Below are 17187 nucleotides of genomic sequence, written 5' to 3' on the forward strand. Positions count from 1 at the left end.
TGTGCTCTTGCTATGTGTCGAACTCCCGGACACCCGGGCCTTGTGGGCCAGGGAGCCAGCTGGGGGGTTTTTCGAAAGTCCCGCCTGGCCCGCCCTATGGGCGGACGACGCTACTTTCGAAACACGCCCTGGCAGCCCGGCGGCGCGACCGGTCGCCGGACGGCATGACTGGGCGTCAGATGTGTACCGTACCGCGCTCCCGCTCCGCGACGAGCTGCAGCGCGACGTCGATGATCACGTCTTCCTGGCCGCCGACATACCCCGCAGGACCGCGATCCTCGCCCGTACCGCCTCGTCGGCCGCCGCGGCGATCAGCTTCATCTCGTCGGCGCTGGAGAAGCCGTAGTTGAACGAGGAGCTGCCCAGGCCGTCGCCGTGACTGACCTCCCGTACCTCGGCGCCGGCGTCGTCCAGCGCCCGGGGGGTGTGCTCGGCGCGGAAGCGGCTGTCCAGCAGATGTCCGTAGTCGGGCTCGTCGACACCGAGCTGACGCTGCATCGGGCGGACGGTGATCCCCCTGGTGGCCCGCGATCCGGTGCCTGGCCTCGGTCGGGGCGCGGACTTGGCGAAGCTGGAGGTCGTACGCATCGTCAGACCCGCTTCCAGCGCGGTGAGCGGGGCGACGGGCGCTCCGCTGCGGCAGGAGTCGAAGAGCAGCCGGGCGGCCTCCGCGCGCCGCGAGCCGTCCGGTGCCGCGGCGTTGATCACTTGTGCTCCCCGAGGAAGCCGAGCATCAACTCGTTGAAGACGGCGGCCTGCTCCCACTGCGGCAGGTCAGACGCTACGGGAGAGCTCCTCGGCGGCGGCCAGCATTCCCATGACCGAGGCGCGCGCCACCTCTTCCCGGGTGGTGATCAGGTTGACGCACAATTGCATCGCCGGATCGGCCGATCGCAGCGGCACGGCCACCCCGAAGGCGCCCGGCTCCACCCGCCCGAACGTCATGGCGTACCCGCGCTCGCGCACCTCGGCGAGCTCGGCCGAATCGTCCGGCGACGGCGGCCGGAACGAGGCCAGCGCCAGACCGGCCGCGCCGACTCCGATCGGGTTGCGGCTGCCGACCCGGTAGGAGAGGTGGTAGTCCACCGACTGCGGCTCCGCCACCGCCACCGCCACCGCGTCGTCGCCCTCCGCAGCGATCAGCGCGACCGTGGCCCTCAGTTCGTCTGCGGTCCGTCGCAGCACCGGCAGCGACGCCTCCCGGACCCCGGCCGCATAGCCACGCGCCAGCGCGGCCGCGCCGGACCCCGCCCGGTAGCGGCCGTCCGCGCCCCGGAACACCAGCTGGAACTCCGCCAGGGTGGTCAGGATGCGGTACGCAATGGTGCGATGCACGCCCAAGCGGTCCGCCACGTCCTGCACCGCGAGTCCGTGCGGCGTCCCGGCGACCAGCCCGAGCGCGGTCAGGCCGCGGGCCAGGGTCTGGGACCCGGTGGTGCGGGAGGAGGTCTTGTCGGGAACCGGCTTGTCGCTCACCAGGGCAATCCTAGGGCGTGTTTCGAAAGTAGCGTCGTCCGCCCGTAGGGCAGGCGGGACTTTCGAAACGCGCCCTGGGGGCGTCCGCGCCGCACCGTCGTCCACCGGAAGGGCCGGGCGGCGGGGGCTGGCACGCACGCCTGCGGCGCTGTCGTCGGTGTCGTGGATCTGGCGGCGTTCGGACGGCAGCCGCACCGCTCGGAGACGGGGCGGGCGATTCGCCGCCGCACTCGCGTGCTCAGCCCGTCGTTGTCGTCGGAGGGGTCTGGGCTGGGAGGTGGCCGTGCAGGAGGAGGCTGACGATCTGGTCCACCACCGCCTCGCCCGGCGGTTCGCGGCTTACCGCGGCCAGGTAGACGACGGTTCCGGAGTAGATGTCGACCATCAGTGAGGTATCGGTGTCGGGCTGCAACCGGCCTTCGAGTCGGGCTCGCTCCAGCATTTCCACGACCGACGCGCGACGGGGTTCGATGAGCTCGGCGAAGGCTCCGGTACCGGTGGGATCCTCGATCACATCGGCGAGCAGCGCCGGGAGGATCAGGCACGTGGGCATGGCGGAGACGAGCTCGATGGTCAGCCGGACGGCGGTTCGCAGGTCGGCTTCCAGGTCGCCGGTCTCATGGATGGGAGGAAGTGGGACGTCCCCGCTGAGGGCCTCGATCACCAGCGCGGCCTTGTTCGGCCACCACCGATAGATCGTCGCCTTGCTGACGCCGGCTCGCCGTGCGACGCCTTCGAAGGAAAGTCGCTGATATCCGACCTCGCCGAGCAAGGCTTTCGTGGCTCGGAGCACGGCTTCGTGAGACTGCCGACGCCTCCGCCCGTAGCGAGGCACGATGCGGTTGCGCTGGGCGGCGTACTCAGGAGCCAAAGGGTCCTGACGGCCGTTCTGCTGCCTGGGAGTAACCACCGTGTGCCTCCTTTGTGAGCCACTGGTGCGCCCTTTGACTTTGCCCTGCGAAGGACCCTATCTTGGCGATACGAGGCGTTTCGTATCGTATGATCCCTCTTGTACTCAATAGTAAGATCCTGAAGCCCGTCGGAGAATCGCTGCCAGCACATTCCGATGGGTGGATCACCGCGCACCAGACCCGCGCGAGGGATCTGGTGCGGATGGGCGTCCCCAGTGGAAGCCCGAGATCTCTTTCTCGACCCCCCAGAAGGGGGGACATATCATGCGCGCGAATACGACCAGGATGCGGCGAATAGCCGCCGCGGTATGCGCGGCGCCCATCCTCGCTATCGCGGCCGGAGCCGGCGCTGTCAGCGCGGCCGCTTCTCCCCCGTCGTCCGCCGTCGCCTCCGTCCCGTCTCAGTACGGCGGCTCGGGTTGGCACGGTTGCGAGTTCGGTGACGGCTGGGACTGGGGATTCAGCTGTCACGACTTCGACCATGGCTTCGGTTTCGACCATGGCTTCCGTTTCGACCATGGCTTCGGTTTCGACCATGGCTTCGGCGGTGACCATGGCTTCGGTTTCGACCATGGCTTCGGTGGTGACCATGGCTTCGGCGGTGGCCACGGTGGTGGTGACCATGGCGGTGGTGGCCGTGGTCGCTGAGGCTCCAGCGCGGTAGGTTCGCGATCAACACGCGGCAGTTTGTGAGTGCCGCATCCGGATGCCCGAGCTACTCGGGCATCCGGACACGTCTGGAGCGGCAGGCGTCTCATCCGTTCCGTAGTCGTGATGGGTGCGCTAGCCGTGAGGATCGTGTGCGTCGGTGCGGGGCCTGCGGGATTGCATTTCGCGATCTTGGCCAAGTTGCGCGATGCCGGGCAAGAGGTCACCGTGCTGGGACGCGCCCCACCCGCGGCCATCTGCGGCTGGGGTGTCGTGCACTGGGACGGGACCTGCTGGAGGCGACAGCGCGGCGGCGTGAGGAGGCCGGCAACGGCGCTTTCGAGGCCGCCGTCAAGACCTCGCTCGGCTTCGGCAGCCACAACGCCGCACTCGTCCCCAGCGATACGACCGGTCGAACAGAGGGGGCCGCCCGTCGGCCGGGCGGCCCCCCTCCGGCTGCACCGGATCAGTGCTGTGCGTTCACGTCCACGCGCACGATCTGCGGGTCGTGGTCGCTCGCCTGGTCGGCGAACTCCGCGTTGATGTGCACCACGTCGTAGTCGAAGCGGATCACGCCAGGGCTGGTCAGGATGTGGTCCAGCGTCTGCGAGTTGCCCTCGTACACATAGCTGTACTGCTCGCTCGTAGGCAGCGTGGTGATCAGCGGCTTGAGTACCTTGCCGTCGGTCAGCGCGTCCATCGTCGGCGAGAACGCGAAGTCGTTGAGGTCCCCGAGGGTGATGACCTGCGCCGACTTGTCCGCCGCCAGCAGCGACTTGACGAAGGTGTTGACCTCCGCCGCCTGCTTGACGCGCTTCGTCTCCGAGCTGCGCTTCGGCTCCTGGTAGCGACCGTGCAGGGGCTGGTCGCCGCCCTTGGAGGCGAAGTGGTTGCCGATGACGAACACCGTCTTGCCGTGGAAGCGGAACTCGCCGACCAGGGGCTTGCGGCTGTCCACCCACGCGTCGTTGGTCGGGGTGATGCGGCCCGGCGATGCCGAGAGAGCGACGCCCTTCTTTGTCTTGACGGCGGTCACGGCGGTGGTCGCACCGCCGCCCGCGCGGTCCACGAAGTCGACGCGCTCGGGGTTGTAGAGGAAGACGTTACGGATGTTGCCGCCGGGCTCGCCGCCGTCCTTGCCGTCCACGGGGGCGATGTAGCGCCACGCGTACTGCGGACCGCCCGCCGCGACGATCGCGTCGGTGAACCGCTTGAGCGTCGCCTCGGAGCCGACCGTGCCGTCGTTCACCGCACCGTTGTCGTCCTGGATCTCCTCCAGCGACACGATGTCGGGGGAGGAGAGGTTGACCGCGACGCCCGCGGCGAGCGTGTCGAACTTGGCCTGCTCGTCGAGCGCGTCCAGGTTCTCCACGTTGTACGTGGCGACCGCGAGCTCCTTGTCCCTCTGCTTCCGGGTGACCTCGCGCCGCAGGTGATGATCGGTGAGCGTGCCCAGCTCGGTCGCCTGGAGGTTGTAGCCGCCGAAGGACGCGTAGTCCATGACACCAGTGGTGGTGCCGGACAGCTCATCGCCCACGTTCGCGACGGGGAAGGGGCGGGTGGTGTCCAGCGACATCACCTTGATGCGACCCGTGTTCTGGTCGGTGTACGAGGAGTAGAGCGTGCCGCCGCGCCCCGTCGGGTTCTCGTTCGGCTTGACCGTCACCCAGACCTCGTTGTACGCGGTCGTCGCACCCGTGACCCGGGTGTCGGCGACCTGTACGCGGGTGCCTTCGAGCGACTCGTACAGGTCGAGGGCGTACGTCGCCGGGTCGAGGGTCAGCTTGTCGACCGAACCGCCGCCTGCCGACGGGACGTAGGCGTCGGGCACGGACGTCGCATCGAGCACGACCGGCGCGGGCAGCGCGTTGCCCGAGGACAGGACCGTGACCCTGGGAGCGGTGATCTCGGTGATCGACTGCGTGGTGGCCGACGGGTAGTACTCGTCCACCTTGCCGCTGACCAGCACGGAATCGCCGACCGCGACGGTGGGTGCGGTGGAGCCGGTGAAGACGAAGACGCCCTCGCTGGTACGGGCGTCCGCGTCCGGCGTGGTGTCCTGGATCCAGAAGCCGCGCGAACCGGTGGTCCGCACGCCGGTGACAACGCCGGGGACCCCCGTCACCGACTGGCCGTTCAGCGGCGAGACGCGGGTGGTGCCCTGGATGTCGTGCACCCGCACGGTGCCGGGCTCGGTCGGGTTCCCGGGGTCGCCGGGTCCCGCTCCGCCGGACGTCTCGCCGGCCGCGTTGACCGGTGTCGGGGCGCCCGCGGTCAGGTCGGCGGCGTTGTTGTCGGTGTCGGCGAGCGACGTACCGCGCGCCACGGAGGCGGTGGCGGAGGCGCCCGCAGCCGGGCCACTGCCCTCCCGTACGACCGCGGAGCCGTAGCCGACGAGGTCCACGATGCGGGTGTCGGCGGCGCAGTCGGCTGCGGTCTTGCAGGTCAGCGGGGTGGTTCCGGAGACGAGGGCGACGGTGCCGCTGGTCGCGGACATTGCCACGGTGCCGGTCGCGTCCGGGGTGGGCAGGGCGACGGTGCCGCCGGTGCCCGCGGCCTGGGCGACCAGGTAGCGGCCGCCGGGGGCGACGGACCCGGTCAGCGCGGAGACCTGCCAGAGCGAACCTGCGGACGGTGTGCCGGGCAGGTACTGGACGCTGAAGCCCGAGAGGTCGTAGGCCGCCGAACCGGCATTGGCCAGTTCGATGAAGTCGCGGGTGAGCGTCGCACCGGAGTTGCCCCCGCCGCCGTAGACCTCGGAGATCACGGCGGTCGAGGACGGGGCCGCGAAGGCGGCGGGGAGCGCGGTCGCTGAGAGGGTCACGGCGACCGCGCCGGCCAGCAGGATGGAACGGGGTCGGGATATGTGCACGATGAATTGCCCCTCAAAGTGTGATGAGGGGCCACAAGCTATGCGCGTAGACCCGGCTGTGACAAGGCATCAGAGGTTAATTCCAGAAAACGCTCCGAAGATCCCCGGGCTCGCACTCGGATGACGGCCGGACCGCGGGTTCGCTGACCTTGAAGTCACTGGTCCTGATGCGGCTGAGGACGGTACGGAACGCGACGTGCCGGCCGGTGCAGGGCTCGAGGTCGCGGTGGTCGAAGACCGTATGGACGACATCCGCCCGTCACGGCCCTGCGGCAGCCGTGTCGCTGCGGGCCCTCGCGTGGATCAGCTCCGGGCGCGCTCGGCGATCAGGACCTCCAGGCCGTCCAGGATGCGGTCAAGGCCGAATTCCAGGGCCTGGTCCTGTCCCTGGGTCCCGGAGCGGACCGAGGAGGCCGTCGCCGCGGCCAGGTGAGGGTAGTCCGCGCCGTGGTCCCGCAGCACCGTGCCGAGCGCAGCCAGGAGCTGGGCCTCCGGTGCGCTGGAGGGGGCGGCCGCGCGGCTGTGGAGCGTGATGCCCCGAACATGGCTGGTGAGCAGTACCACCGCGTCCATGCGCTCCGCCCCGGTGAGCCCGGTGCCGTCCAGTGCGGAGAGGGCCCGCTCCATCCAGCCGAGTTCCCTCGGGCCCATCAGACGCGGGCCGACCGTCGCCTCCAGGAGCCAGGGGTGACGGCGGAGTGCCCCGACCATGCTGTGCGACCAGGCCGTCAGGCGCGTCCGCCAGTCACCCTCCCCGCCCTCCGGTGCGTCATCCAGCGCCGTTTCCACCATGACGGCGATCAGTTCCGCCTTGCCGGGCAGGTATCGGTAGAGCGACATCTTCGTCTTGCCGAGCTGCTCCGCGACCCGCTGCATGGACACGGCTCCGAGGCCTTCCGCGTCCGCGATCTCGGTGCCGGTGCGGGCGATGCCGTCGAGGGTGAGTGCCGGTTTGGGGCCGCGCCGGGGCTGTGGTCCGGGTCCCCAGAGCAGGCGCATCAGGTCTGTCGGGTCGTCCGTCACCGCTACCTCCTTGCCGGGAACAGAAACTGTGTCTATCGTACACAACAAGAAATAGCGTCTGTGGGACGCAATTCATGTGGATCGACGACCCCCCCGACACAGGAGCACCTGCCATGTCCCAGAAGGTTCTGATCTCCGGCGCGAGCATCGCGGGCCCCGCACTCGCCCATTGGCTCGGTGAGTACGGTTTCGACGTCACGGTCGTCGAGATCGCCCCGGCCCTCCGTGAGGGCGGACAGGCCGTCGACTTCCGCGGCGGGACCCATCTGACCGTCCTGGAGCGCATGGGCATCCTGGACGAGCTCCGGCGGCTGCGGACCGGCGGCAGCCCCATGCGCTTCGTCGACGAGACCGGCAGGCTCCGGCTCGAATTGCCCGCGGACTTCGCGGGCGGAGACATCGAGGTCCTGCGCGGCGACCTCGCCCGCGTCCTGTACGAGCACAGCCTGCCCCGCGCCCGGTACCTCTTCGGGGAGTCGATCGCCGCGCTGTACGAGGACGAGGACGGAGTGCGCGTCACCTTCCGCGGCGGCGCGACCCGCACCTTCGACCTCGTCATCGGTGCCGACGGGCTGCACTCCAACGTCAGGCGCCTCGCCTTCGGCCCCGAGGACGCGTACGTGCGCCATCTCGGCCACTACGCAGCCACCTGGAGCCTGCCCAACTACGCCGGCTTCGGCTTCGGTGAGGGCTCCATCGGCTGCAACACCCCGGGCCGCCTCGCCTCCGTCGGCACCGACAACCGCAACCGGGACACCGCCCGCGCCTTCTTCGTCTTCGCCGCTGACCGCCTGGACCACGACCGGCACGACCAGCAGGCGCAGAAGGCCCTCATCACCGAGGCGTTCGCCGGAATCGGCTGGGACGTGCCCCGGCTGCTCGCCACCCTGGACGACGCCGACGACCTGTACTTCGACTCCATCAGCCGCGCCGACGTGGACACCTGGTCCCGGGGTCGCGTAGCCCTCCTCGGTGACGCCGCCTGCGGGGCCACCATCGGCGGCATGGGCACCGGGACCGCGATCGTCGCCGCGTACGTGCTGGCGGGGGAGCTGGCCGCCCGGCGCGGCGACCACGCCGTCGCCTTCGCCCGCTACGAGAGCCTGCTGCGTGCCTACGCGCAGGGCTGCCAGAAGAGCGGTGACCGGACCGGCCCCTTCCTCGCCCCCGGTTCCGTGTTCGCGCTGCGCCTGCGCAACTGGATGCTCAGCCGCACGTTCGTCCTCAACTGGATGCTGGAAGAGGGGAGGAAGGTCACGAATATCGAACTGCCCGACTACCGGGCGCACCGGAAATCCGCACCGGTCACGCTCCGGGGACCCGGTCCAGGAAGCCGCTGACCGAGGTGATGCGCCCGTCCTCGTCGAGGGTGACGACGTCGGACCCGGCGACGGGCGCCGAGCCGTCGGAGGCGGAGACCAGGTCCCAGCTGAAGCGGACGATGTCGTGGTGTCCTTCGGGGGCGCCGGTCAGCTTGAACTCGAAGCCGGGGAACTGCTGATGGGCACCGCTGATCACGGCCACCAGCTCGTCGTGGCCCCGCACGCAGGCCAGCGGGTCGGTGTAGGTGGCGCCCTCGGTGAAGGCGGCGGCGACGGCCTTCACCAGATCCTCGGGGGTGGCCGCGTTCCAGGCGGTCAAGTAGCGCTGAACGGCGTCCTCGTATGCGGTCATCGGGCTGCCCTCTCGGTCACGGTCCCGGACCTGCGGCCGGGCTCCTGTGCGGCTCGTGAGGAACACGATGTCCGACGGCGGAAGAAGCGTCGATTACCTCCCGGGTCATGGCCGGACGCCCCGGCGGCGCGCGGCGCTCAGGAGGCTGTCCGGTTCAGGAACCCCATGAGAATCGCGTTGAGTTCCTCGGCGTGGGTCCAGCCGATGTTGTGCGGGCCGCCCGGGATCTCGACGAGACGGCTGTTCTTGATCAGGCCGGGCAGCCGCCGCCCGCAGGAGTCGATGGGCAGGATGCGGTCCTCGTCGCCCTGGACGATCAGCGTCTCCACGTCGATCCTGGGCAGGTCGTCGCGGAAGTCCGTCAGCCAGGCCGGCACGCAGGCCAGCGTGGCGTGGGCCGACGCACCGGCGGCCACCGTCCACTGGAGTTGCAGCGCCTGGTCACTGATCCGGGTGCCACCGAGCTTGTCGACGTTGTTGAAGTCATGGAGGAAGGTCGTCAGATACGCGGGACGGTCCGAGGCGATGGCACTCATGATGCCGTCGAAGACGCTCTGGTCGACCCCCTCGGGGTTGTCCCCGGTCTTCAGGAGGAACGGCGGGATCGGGGCGACCAGTGCCGCCCGGTCGACCCGCGCGGATCCGTAATTGCCCAGGTAACGGACGACCTCGCCGGTGCCCATGGAGAACCCGACCAGGATGGTGTTCTGCAGGTCGAGCTTCTCCATGACGGCGTTGAGATCCGTGGCGAGCGTGTCGTAGTCGTACCCCGTGGTGGGCTGCGAGGAGCGGCCGAAGCCGCGCCGGTCGTACGTGATCACCCGGTACCCGGCGCCCAGCAGGACCGGGAGCTGCTTCTCCCAGGATGCGCCGCTCAGTGGGTACCCGTGGATCAGGACGACGGGCTGCCCCATTCCGTGATCCTCGTAGTACAGATGGATGCCGGCGGAGTTCTCCTCGCCAACGGTGATGTACGGCATGGCTCTCCCATCGCACGGCCCGGTCCCGTCGTGGTCCGGGCTCCTGGGGCCTCTCTTCGGAGCGTGCCCGGCTCGCCGGGTCCTGCCCGTACTCTTGCGGCCTCCACCGCGACAGGGAGTGGGCTCCCGACGCCCTGCGACTTGCGGCGTTGTCGTCAGTCACCGACGCTCCGCGTCGACTCCGTCCTCCGCCTTGCCATCGAAGTCGCATGACGTCGCTCGCTGATCCACTCCCTGTCGCGAGGAGGCCGTTGATCGCAGCCTGTTCCGAAAAGAGACGTCCTAGCCCATTACGCCCCCATTCGGCGATCCGCGCACTGCCGACGGCCCTGAGCGGGTTGCTCGCACCGTTTCATGCGATTTTCACGGAGCGCCTCTACGGTGGCGTCGTGACCGAGATGAGCCCTCCCGGCTGGCATACGGACCCCGGGTATACAGGAACAGGCCCTGTCCAGGAACGCTGGTGGGACGGGAGTCAGTGGACGGATCAGCTCCGGATGCCGCCCGCGGCCGTCCGACGCCGTCGGATCCGGATCGGCGTCGGCGTCACCGCTGGTGTGGTGGTGCTGGCCGCGATCGCGGGCGGCGCCGTCCTGCTGACTGATGGATCCCACCGTTCCGAGAACACCTCCCGCGGTGTCGAGTCGCCGGCGCCCAGTCCCCCCGGGGGACAGAACGGCCAGGGCGGTCCCGGCGGTCCCGGTGGCCGGAGTCCAGCGCCCGACCAGCGGCAACCACCGTCCGAGAAGGGGTATGCCACGGACGCCAGCACTGGTATCAGCCTGCCGGTGCCCGACGGATGGACCGGCCAGTCGGCCCTGATCGGTGCCTCGGTGAGCACAGGGTCGTACACATGCCCGGCCGACGCCTCGCAGAAGTGCGAGCGCGGAGGGGCGTTCGTCGCCCCGGCCCAGGCGCTGAAGATCACGGCGAAGACGCCGGAGGCGGCGGCGAAGGCGGACATCTCCGTCAATGCCACGTCGTCGTACGGCGGCAAGGCCTACGGCGCCATCACCTCGCACGAGCAGCTCAAGTCCGAGGCGGTCACCGTCGCGGGCCGCAAGGGCTATCTGGTGCGCTGGAAGGTGGTCACGAAGGAGGGCGACGACGGCTACGTCCAGTCGCTGGCCTTTGCCTCCCCGCACTCCGCGGACATGCTGGTGGTCGTACGGTCCGGCTTCGACGCCGGCCCCAAGGCGCCCGCGCTCTCGGTGATGGACGAGATCACCAAGGGGATCAAGGCGGCGGCCTTGACCGGCTCGGGATCCGGGCAGACCGCCTGAAGAGACTCGGCAAAAACCGGCCCGCGGGATTCCTACCCCCGGGCCGGTTCCGCGCCTCGGTCGAGCGTCGCAGGGGCCGGCGAACGTAGGCGGGTTGCCGTCATGGCACCCCGCTGTTCATGTCACCTTCATGGGCTGATCGACCGCATATACACCCATGGGCGGGCGAGGCCGGACGGGCGTCGTCCGGGACCATCCGGAACTCGCACTCTCCCCGTCGTGCCGGACTCAGCGGGCTCTCCGCCGAACAGGTGAGTACGGAGCAGGGTCGCACCGCCAACGCGTGCACCGTCTGCCACCTCTTCGGCCCGATCGCCGTCGTGCTGTTCGCCGGCCACCCCCATGCCGACCTCGCCGGCGCACGGGAACCCGGACACCCGACCCCGGGGCCCGGTACGGGCCGTCACGTCACGCGGGTGCTGCGCCGCGGTGGTACGGCGCTCCCGGACGCCAGCGGCGAACGGGACAGTTCGATACAGCCCAGCGCGATGAGAGCGATCGCGACCAGCTCCGGCAGCAGCCACCAGCCCGTGCGCAGTTCCTCGCCGAACAGCGTCACCCCGTACAGGACGCTGATCAGCGCGTCGCCCAGGGTCAGCATCGGCTGGACGGCGACCAGAGTGCCCGCCTGGAGCGCGTTCTGAAGGAGGAACAGCGCGCCCACCCCGGCGGCGGCGGTGGCGTACAGCTGCCAGGACGTCATGAGCGCGGTCACCCCCTCGTCACCGAGACGCCCCATGGCGTCCTTCATCAGGGCGGCGGTGAGCGAGTAACCACACGCGGCGGCGAGCCCGAGCAGCGCCGCCCGGGGGTTCCCGCGGGTCTTCATCGCGGCGGTGATCAGCGCGGCCTCGAAGATCCCCGTCAGGATCAGCGCCGGGACCCAGACCGCGCCCCGCACCGACGTGCTGCCGCCGCCCGGAGCGGCGGAGGTCATGCCGAGGGCCAGCCCGACGGTCACGGCAGCCACGCCGTACCAGACTCCGCCCGGTACCCGGACCCGAATCACGAACCCGGCCAGCAGCAGCGCCGCCGGGAGTTCGATGACGAAGATCGGCTGGACCACCGCGATCGGCCCGGTGGCCAGCGCTACGGCCTGGCAGACGGCGGCGACGATCACCAGCCCGATTCCGGCCAGCCACACCTTCTGGCGCATCAGATGGCCGATCAGCGACAGGTGCATTGCCTTCGTGTCGGGTAAAGCGAGGGCGGCACGGCGTTGCAGTACGGACGCGGCGCCGTTGCTGAGTGCGGTCAGGATGGCGAACAGGACGCTGATCACCCGACCATGATGCGGGCGCCCCGCGCGCAATCCGGGCTCCTGCCGCGCTGCGGTGCGGCGACTGCGGGAAGGAACGAGACGATGCGATTGCGGACGGGAGTTGTCCGCATATCCGCGTACCGTGCCGTTCATGACCGCGAAGACGAAGCCCGCCGCACGAGCCGCATCCGCCCAGCCCCCGCGGCTCACGCCCCGCGCACTGGGCCGGGCCACCCTGGAGCGCCAACTGCTGCTGCGCCGGACCCCGATGTCCGCGAAGGAAGCCGTCGGGCATCTCGTCGGGCTCCAGGCACAGAACACCAAGCCGCCGTACTACCAGCTCTTCGCCCGGCTCGAAGGCTTCGACCCGGGCGAGCTCTCCGCGCTGATGGCATCCCGCGAGCTGGTCCGCATGGTCACCCTTCGCTCCACCATCCACACCCACACCGCCGACGACGCGCTGACTCTGCGTCCGCTGGTCCAGCCGGCCCGCAGCCGGGAGCTGAAGATATTCCGGCAGGGGCTCGGCGGGGTGGACCTGGACCGGCTCGCGGCGATCGGCAGAGAGCTCGTCGAGGAGCGCCCGCGCACCCTGAGGGAACTCCGCGAGGCACTGCGCGCGCAGTGGCCGGACGCCGACCCGCAGGCCCTGACCGTGGCGGTCCGCTGCACCCTGCCCCTGGTCCAGGTCACCCCGCGCGGGCTCTGGGGACAGAGCGGACAGGTCGCGCTGACCACCGTCGAGCACTGGCTCGGCCGGCCGGCGGAGCCGACACCCACGCCCGACGCAACCGTGCTGCGCTACCTCGGCGCCTTCGGCCCCGCTTCCGTGAAGGACATGCAGATGTGGGCCGGACTGACCCGGCTGCGGGAGGTCTTCGAGCGGCTGCGGCCGCGGCTGATCACCTTCCGCGACGAGCACGGCGTGGAACTCTTTGACCTGCCGGACGCCCCGCGTCCCGACCCGGACACCCCCGCACCGCCACGCTTCCTGCCCGAGTTCGACAACGTCCTGCTCGGCCACGCGGACCGTACGCGCGTCATCCCGCCACGGTTCAAAGGACGCAATGGGAACGGCAATCAGGCGTACGGAGCCGTGCTCGTCGACGGCTTCCTCGCGGCGATCTGGCGGTTCGGCGCGCCCGGACAGAAGACCGGCGGCGACGGGACCGTCACCGTGCAGGCGCTGGGGAGGCTGAGCCCCGCGGAGCGCGAAGCCGTCACCGAGGAGGGACTGCGGATGCTCGCCACGATGGGACCCGCGGACCCGGCCGCGCACGACATCCGGTTCGCCCCCTTCGTCGACTTCGGGGACTGACCGGGATCGGGGCTTGCGGCCTCCCCCGCGACAGGGAGTGGGCTCCCGACGCCCTGCGACTCCTCCCCCAAGCTCTCGGCTTCGCTCGAGCAGGGAGGGGCCCCCTCCGGCGTTGTCGTCGGTCACCGGCACTCCGCGTCGACTCCGTCCTCCGCCCTGCCGTCGAAGCCTCACGACGCCGCTCGCTGATCCACTCCCTGTCGCGGGGAGGCCGTCAGTCGGCGCGGCCCGTCGCGGCCACCGTCACGCCCAGACCGATCATCGCGAAGCCACCCGCCCCGCCGATCATCGACAGCCGCCTGTCCGACCGGGCGAACCAGCTCCGGGCCGCCGACGCGCCGAGCCCCCAGAGCGTGTCCGTCACCAGCCCGATCGCGATCGGTACCAGCCCCAACAGCAGCATCTGCACCGGGAGATGGCCGGTCGAGGGGTCCACGAACTGGGGGAGTACCGCGGCGAAGAAGACGATGCCCTTGGGGTTGGTGACGCCGACGACCACGCCGTCCGCCACCGTCCGCAGATCACCGCGCGCGGGCCGCCCCGGCGTCGCCTCGACAACCCCCAGCTTCAGCTCCTTGCGGTGGCGGAACGCCTGCACCCCCAGGAGGACCAGATACGCCGCACCCGCCAGCTTCACCGCCATGAAGACCATCATCGAGCGTTCGACCAGCGAGCCGATGCCCAGCGCGACCGCCACCACCAGGACGTACGAACCGGCGACATTGCCCAGCACCGTCGTCAGCGCGGTGCGGCGGCCGTGGGCCAGCGCCCGGCCGATCACGAAGAGGACGCTCGGCCCCGGGATCACGATCACCAGCAGGGACATCGCCGCGAAGGCAAGATATTGATGCGTGGACACCATGTCCGTCACCCCCTGGCCCCGACCGTACGGCACAGACCCCGGCGGACGTCAGGCGCGCGACCGGGGCGGATGCCCGGCGCGCACCTACGGCAGCAGCCCCGCCCGGCGCGCCGCCACGACCGCTTCCAGCCGGGTGTGCGCCCCCAACTTCCGCATCGCCGCGCGCAGATACCCCTTCACCGTCTCCGGCCGCAGCCCCAGCCGGTCGGCCGTCACCGCGTTCGTCGCGCCCGCGGCCACACAGGCGAGGACATCGATCTCGCGCGGCGCCAGCTGCACCCCGTGGGCGCCCGGCACCGTTGTCCCGGACGCCGAGGCCAGTCGCCCGCACACCGAGAGGAGTTCCTCGCGAAGCGCCGGGTCGGTCACCCTCGGGACCAGCGCGCGCAGCTCGCGGTGCGCCTCGCGGACGTCCTCCCAAGCACCCGGCGCCGCCCGCGGGTCCGTCACCTGGTCCCGGCTGAAGGCCAGGAGCTGCTGCACCTCGTCGCGCACGGCGAGCGCCTGTTCCACGTCGCGGGCCGCCGCGACGGCCGCGTCGAACGTACGGTCCCCGAGGGTGAGGGGCTCGCGCAGCGCCCCGTACAGCACGCCTCGTACCTTCCGGCGTACGACGACGGGCACCGCGACCACCGAGCGCAGCCCCTCCGCGGCGACCGCGGTGTCGTACTCGTGGCTGATGTGCCGCGACGACGGGTAGTCGGTCACCGCGCACGGCCGGGACAGGGCGATCGCCTTGCCGCCGAGTCCGCTGCCCGCAGTGATGACAAGGCCGCGCAGCGCCGTGGTCTGCGCCCCGTTGAGCTCCGCGATCCTGGCGTGACGCGCATCCGACAGCAGCCCGCCGAACGCCACGGGCAGCCCGCTCGTCCGGCGCAACCGCAGCAGGGCCGCTTGCATCTCGACCGCATCGACCGGTTCCCGCACGCTGTCGCCTCTCTGCCCACCTGCGGTACCCCCGTTCGGGGGTGGTGAGACCTGGGTCACGGTTTACATGATGTTAAAGGACCGGTCCGGTCCGAAAAAAGGAGGGCACATGTCGACAACCAGCGCAACGGAAACGTTCCGGGCCGCCCGGGACTTTCTGCTGCAGCATCGCGAGGACTACGCGACAGCGTACGAGGGCTTCCGCTGGCCCCGGGCAGACCATTTCAACTGGGCGCTGGACTGGTTCGACGTCATCGCGGAGAACAACGACCGCACCGCCCTGCACATCGTGGAGGAGGACGGCCGCCGCACCGAGGTGTCCTTCGCCGCGATGTCCGCCCGCTCCAACCGGGCCGCGAACTGGCTCCGCGCCCAAGGGGTGCGCGCCGGCGACCGGATCCTCGTCATGCTCGGCAACCAGGTCGAACTGTGGGAGACGGCCCTCGCCGCGATGAAACTGCGCGCCGTCGTCATCCCCGCCACCCCGCTCCTCGGCCCCGTCGACCTGCGCGACCGGGTGGAGCGCGGCCGGGTCCGGCATGTGATCGTGCGGGACGCCGACGCCGCCAAGTTCGACGAGGTGCCCGGCGACTACACCCGGATCGCCGTCGGCGAGGACGTACCGGGCTGGCTGCCCTACACCGGCGCCGGTGACAAGCCGGAGAGCTTCGAGGCGGACCGGGAGACCGACGCCGACGAGCCACTGATGCTGTACTTCACCTCCGGCACGACCGCCAGCCCCAAACTGGTCGAGCACACCCATGTCTCCTACCCCGTGGGTCACTTGGCGACGATGTACTGGATCGGTCTCAAGCCCGGGGACGTCCACCTCAACATCTCGTCACCGGGCTGGGCCAAGCACGCCTGGTCGAACCTCTTCGCGCCGTGGAGCGCCGAGGCGACCGTCTTCATCTTCAACTACACCCGGTTCGACGCGGGCCGCCTGATGACCGAAATGGACCGCTCGGGCGTCACCAGCTTCTGCGCCCCGCCCACCGTCTGGCGGATGCTGATCCAGGCCGACCTCTCCCAGCTGAACACCCCGCCGCGCGAGGTCGTCGCCGCCGGAGAGCCACTGAACCCCGAGGTCATCGAAACGGTCCGGCGCGAGTGGGGCGTCACGATCCGGGACGGCTTCGGCCAGACCGAGACCGCCGTCCAGGTCGCCAACACCCCCGGTCAGGCACTGAAGGCCGGTTCGATGGGACGGCCCAGTCCCGGCTTCAAGGTCGAGCTCCTCGACCCGGTCACCGGTGAGCCCGGTGCGACCGAGGGCGAGATCTCCCTCGACCTGTCCTACCGCCCGGTCGGCCTGATGACCGGCTACCACGGCGACCCGGACCGTACCGCCGAGGCGATGGCCGGCGGCTACTACCGCACCGGCGACATCGGCTCCCGCGACGAGGACGGCTACATCACCTATGTCGGCCGCGCCGACGATGTGTTCAAGGCGTCCGACTACAAGATCTCGCCGTTCGAGCTGGAGAGCGCGCTGCTGGAGCACGAAGCGGTCGCCGAGGCCGCGGTCGTGCCCGCGCCCGACCCGGTCCGGCTCGCCGTACCGAAGGCGTACGTCGTCCTGGCGGAGGGCTGGGAGCCCGGGCCGGACACGGCGAAGGTGCTGTTCGCGCACTCGCGGGCGGTCCTCGCCCCGTACAAGCGGATCCGCCGGCTGGAGTTCGCCGAGCTGCCGAAGACCGTCTCCGGAAAGATCCGCCGAATCGAGCTGCGCGGGCGCACGGCCCAGGGCACCGGCACCGAATACGACGAGGGGGACCTGCGATGACCGGACGGACCGGGCTGTCCTACGCGCACGGCGAGCAGCTTGCGCACTACAAGATCCCGCGGAGGCTGCAGATCCTGGAGGCCTTCCCGATGACGGTCAGCGGGAAGGTCCGGAAGATCGAACTGCGTGAGAACTACGGATAGTCGGTGACGCGGGGTGCGGTGCC

At 70.3% G+C, this 17187-nt stretch carries 16 protein-coding genes; 6 read left to right on the top strand and 10 right to left on the bottom strand.

Features of this window, described 5'->3' with window-relative positions; genetic code table 11:
* Positions 1-234 precede the first annotated feature (234 nt).
* The 3 genes from AB0915_RS23020 to AB0915_RS23030 all read right to left on the bottom strand — a co-directional run bounded on the left by AB0915_RS23020 (position 235) and on the right by AB0915_RS23030 (position 2386).
* A complete protein-coding gene (locus tag AB0915_RS23020) occupies positions 235-708 on the bottom strand; it encodes a hypothetical protein (RefSeq protein ID WP_366692865.1) in 474 nt (157 codons plus the stop codon).
* 66 nt (positions 709-774) lie between these two features.
* The gene (locus AB0915_RS23025) at positions 775-1476 is read right to left on the bottom strand and encodes a helix-turn-helix domain-containing protein (RefSeq protein WP_366692866.1); all 702 of its coding nucleotides are present in this window, start codon (positions 1474-1476) and stop codon (positions 775-777) included.
* Positions 1477-1714: 238 nt separating this feature from the next.
* Positions 1715-2386, bottom strand: a complete 672-nt coding sequence (locus AB0915_RS23030; protein WP_366692867.1) for a TetR/AcrR family transcriptional regulator — start codon at positions 2384-2386, stop codon at positions 1715-1717.
* Positions 2387-2651: 265 nt separating this feature from the next.
* Here AB0915_RS23030 and AB0915_RS23035 point away from each other — a divergent pair, with 265 nt between their 5' ends.
* Positions 2652-3035 carry a hypothetical protein gene (locus AB0915_RS23035; protein ID WP_366692868.1) on the top strand — a complete coding sequence of 128 codons (384 nt, stop codon included), beginning with the start codon at positions 2652-2654 and terminating at the stop codon, positions 3033-3035.
* Positions 3036-3501: 466 nt separating this feature from the next.
* Here the strand turns inward: AB0915_RS23035 and AB0915_RS23040 are convergent, their stop codons facing one another.
* On the bottom strand, positions 3502-5907 hold the full coding sequence (locus AB0915_RS23040; RefSeq protein WP_366692869.1) for a lamin tail domain-containing protein: 2406 nt from the start codon (positions 5905-5907) through the stop codon (positions 3502-3504).
* A gap of 303 nt (positions 5908-6210) precedes the next feature.
* Positions 6211-6930, bottom strand: a complete 720-nt coding sequence (locus tag AB0915_RS23045) for a TetR/AcrR family transcriptional regulator C-terminal domain-containing protein (protein ID WP_366692870.1) — start codon at positions 6928-6930, stop codon at positions 6211-6213.
* A gap of 113 nt (positions 6931-7043) precedes the next feature.
* Here AB0915_RS23045 and AB0915_RS23050 point away from each other — a divergent pair, with 113 nt between their 5' ends.
* Positions 7044-8270: an FAD-dependent monooxygenase gene (locus AB0915_RS23050; RefSeq protein WP_366692871.1), complete on the top strand. Its 1227-nt coding sequence runs from the start codon at positions 7044-7046 to the stop codon at positions 8268-8270.
* On the opposite strand, the gene AB0915_RS23055 is transcribed toward AB0915_RS23050, so the two are convergent.
* The gene (locus AB0915_RS23055) at positions 8236-8604 is read right to left on the bottom strand and encodes a nuclear transport factor 2 family protein (RefSeq protein WP_366692872.1); all 369 of its coding nucleotides are present in this window, start codon (positions 8602-8604) and stop codon (positions 8236-8238) included. The two genes, AB0915_RS23050 and AB0915_RS23055, sit on opposite strands and share 35 nt — an antisense overlap.
* A gap of 137 nt (positions 8605-8741) precedes the next feature.
* Positions 8742-9584 carry an alpha/beta hydrolase gene (locus tag AB0915_RS23060; RefSeq protein ID WP_366692873.1) on the bottom strand — a complete coding sequence of 281 codons (843 nt, stop codon included), beginning with the start codon at positions 9582-9584 and terminating at the stop codon, positions 8742-8744.
* Between the two features lie 389 nt (positions 9585-9973).
* On the opposite strand from AB0915_RS23060, the gene AB0915_RS23065 reads away from it, so the two are divergent.
* Positions 9974-10867, top strand: a complete 894-nt coding sequence (locus tag AB0915_RS23065) for a DUF2510 domain-containing protein (protein ID WP_366692874.1) — start codon at positions 9974-9976, stop codon at positions 10865-10867.
* Positions 10868-11270: 403 nt separating this feature from the next.
* Here AB0915_RS23065 and AB0915_RS23070 read toward each other — a convergent pair whose 3' ends face one another.
* Entirely contained in the window at positions 11271-12149 is an 879-nt protein-coding gene (locus tag AB0915_RS23070; protein WP_366692875.1) for a DMT family transporter, read from the bottom strand.
* A gap of 130 nt (positions 12150-12279) precedes the next feature.
* Between AB0915_RS23070 and AB0915_RS23075 the strand changes: the two genes are divergently transcribed.
* The gene (locus tag AB0915_RS23075) at positions 12280-13446 is read left to right on the top strand and encodes a winged helix DNA-binding domain-containing protein (RefSeq protein ID WP_366692876.1); all 1167 of its coding nucleotides are present in this window, start codon (positions 12280-12282) and stop codon (positions 13444-13446) included.
* 214 nt (positions 13447-13660) lie between these two features.
* On the opposite strand, the gene AB0915_RS23080 is transcribed toward AB0915_RS23075, so the two are convergent.
* Positions 13661-14308: a LysE family translocator gene (locus AB0915_RS23080; protein ID WP_366692877.1), complete on the bottom strand. Its 648-nt coding sequence runs from the start codon at positions 14306-14308 to the stop codon at positions 13661-13663.
* A gap of 84 nt (positions 14309-14392) precedes the next feature.
* Complete coding sequence (locus tag AB0915_RS23085) at positions 14393-15235, bottom strand: LuxR C-terminal-related transcriptional regulator (RefSeq protein ID WP_366692878.1); 843 nt, start codon at positions 15233-15235, stop codon at positions 14393-14395.
* Positions 15236-15344: 109 nt separating this feature from the next.
* On the opposite strand from AB0915_RS23085, the gene AB0915_RS23090 reads away from it, so the two are divergent.
* Both AB0915_RS23090 and AB0915_RS23095 read left to right on the top strand, forming a co-directional pair.
* Positions 15345-17021 carry an AMP-binding protein gene (locus AB0915_RS23090; protein WP_366692879.1) on the top strand — a complete coding sequence of 559 codons (1677 nt, stop codon included), beginning with the start codon at positions 15345-15347 and terminating at the stop codon, positions 17019-17021.
* On the top strand, positions 17018-17164 hold the full coding sequence (locus AB0915_RS23095) for a hypothetical protein (protein ID WP_366692880.1): 147 nt from the start codon (positions 17018-17020) through the stop codon (positions 17162-17164). Before AB0915_RS23090 ends, AB0915_RS23095 begins: the two co-directional genes overlap by 4 nt.
* The last annotated feature ends 23 nt before the right edge of the window (positions 17165-17187 follow it).

The sequence above is a fragment of the Streptomyces sp. NPDC048411 genome (assembly GCF_040704695.1).
Taxonomy (GTDB): Bacteria; Actinomycetota; Actinomycetes; order Streptomycetales; family Streptomycetaceae; genus Streptomyces.

Excerpts from the sequence above, each read along its gene's own strand:
- AB0915_RS23080 (WP_366692877.1), bottom strand. The coding sequence starts at position 14,308 with ATGGTGTCCACGCATCAATATCTTGCCTTCGCGGCGATGTCCCTGCTG.
- AB0915_RS23075 (WP_366692876.1), top strand. The coding sequence starts at position 12,280 with ATGACCGCGAAGACGAAGCCCGCCGCACGAGCCGCATCCGCCCAGCCC.
- AB0915_RS23035 (WP_366692868.1), top strand. The coding sequence starts at position 2,652 with ATGCGCGCGAATACGACCAGGATGCGGCGAATAGCCGCCGCGGTATGC.
- AB0915_RS23060 (WP_366692873.1), bottom strand. The coding sequence starts at position 9,584 with ATGCCGTACATCACCGTTGGCGAGGAGAACTCCGCCGGCATCCATCTG.
- AB0915_RS23095 (WP_366692880.1), top strand. The coding sequence starts at position 17,018 with ATGACCGGACGGACCGGGCTGTCCTACGCGCACGGCGAGCAGCTTGCG.
- AB0915_RS23090 (WP_366692879.1), top strand. The coding sequence starts at position 15,345 with ATGTCGACAACCAGCGCAACGGAAACGTTCCGGGCCGCCCGGGACTTT.
- AB0915_RS23055 (WP_366692872.1), bottom strand. The coding sequence starts at position 8,604 with ATGACCGCATACGAGGACGCCGTTCAGCGCTACTTGACCGCCTGGAAC.
- AB0915_RS23050 (WP_366692871.1), top strand. The coding sequence starts at position 7,044 with ATGTCCCAGAAGGTTCTGATCTCCGGCGCGAGCATCGCGGGCCCCGCA.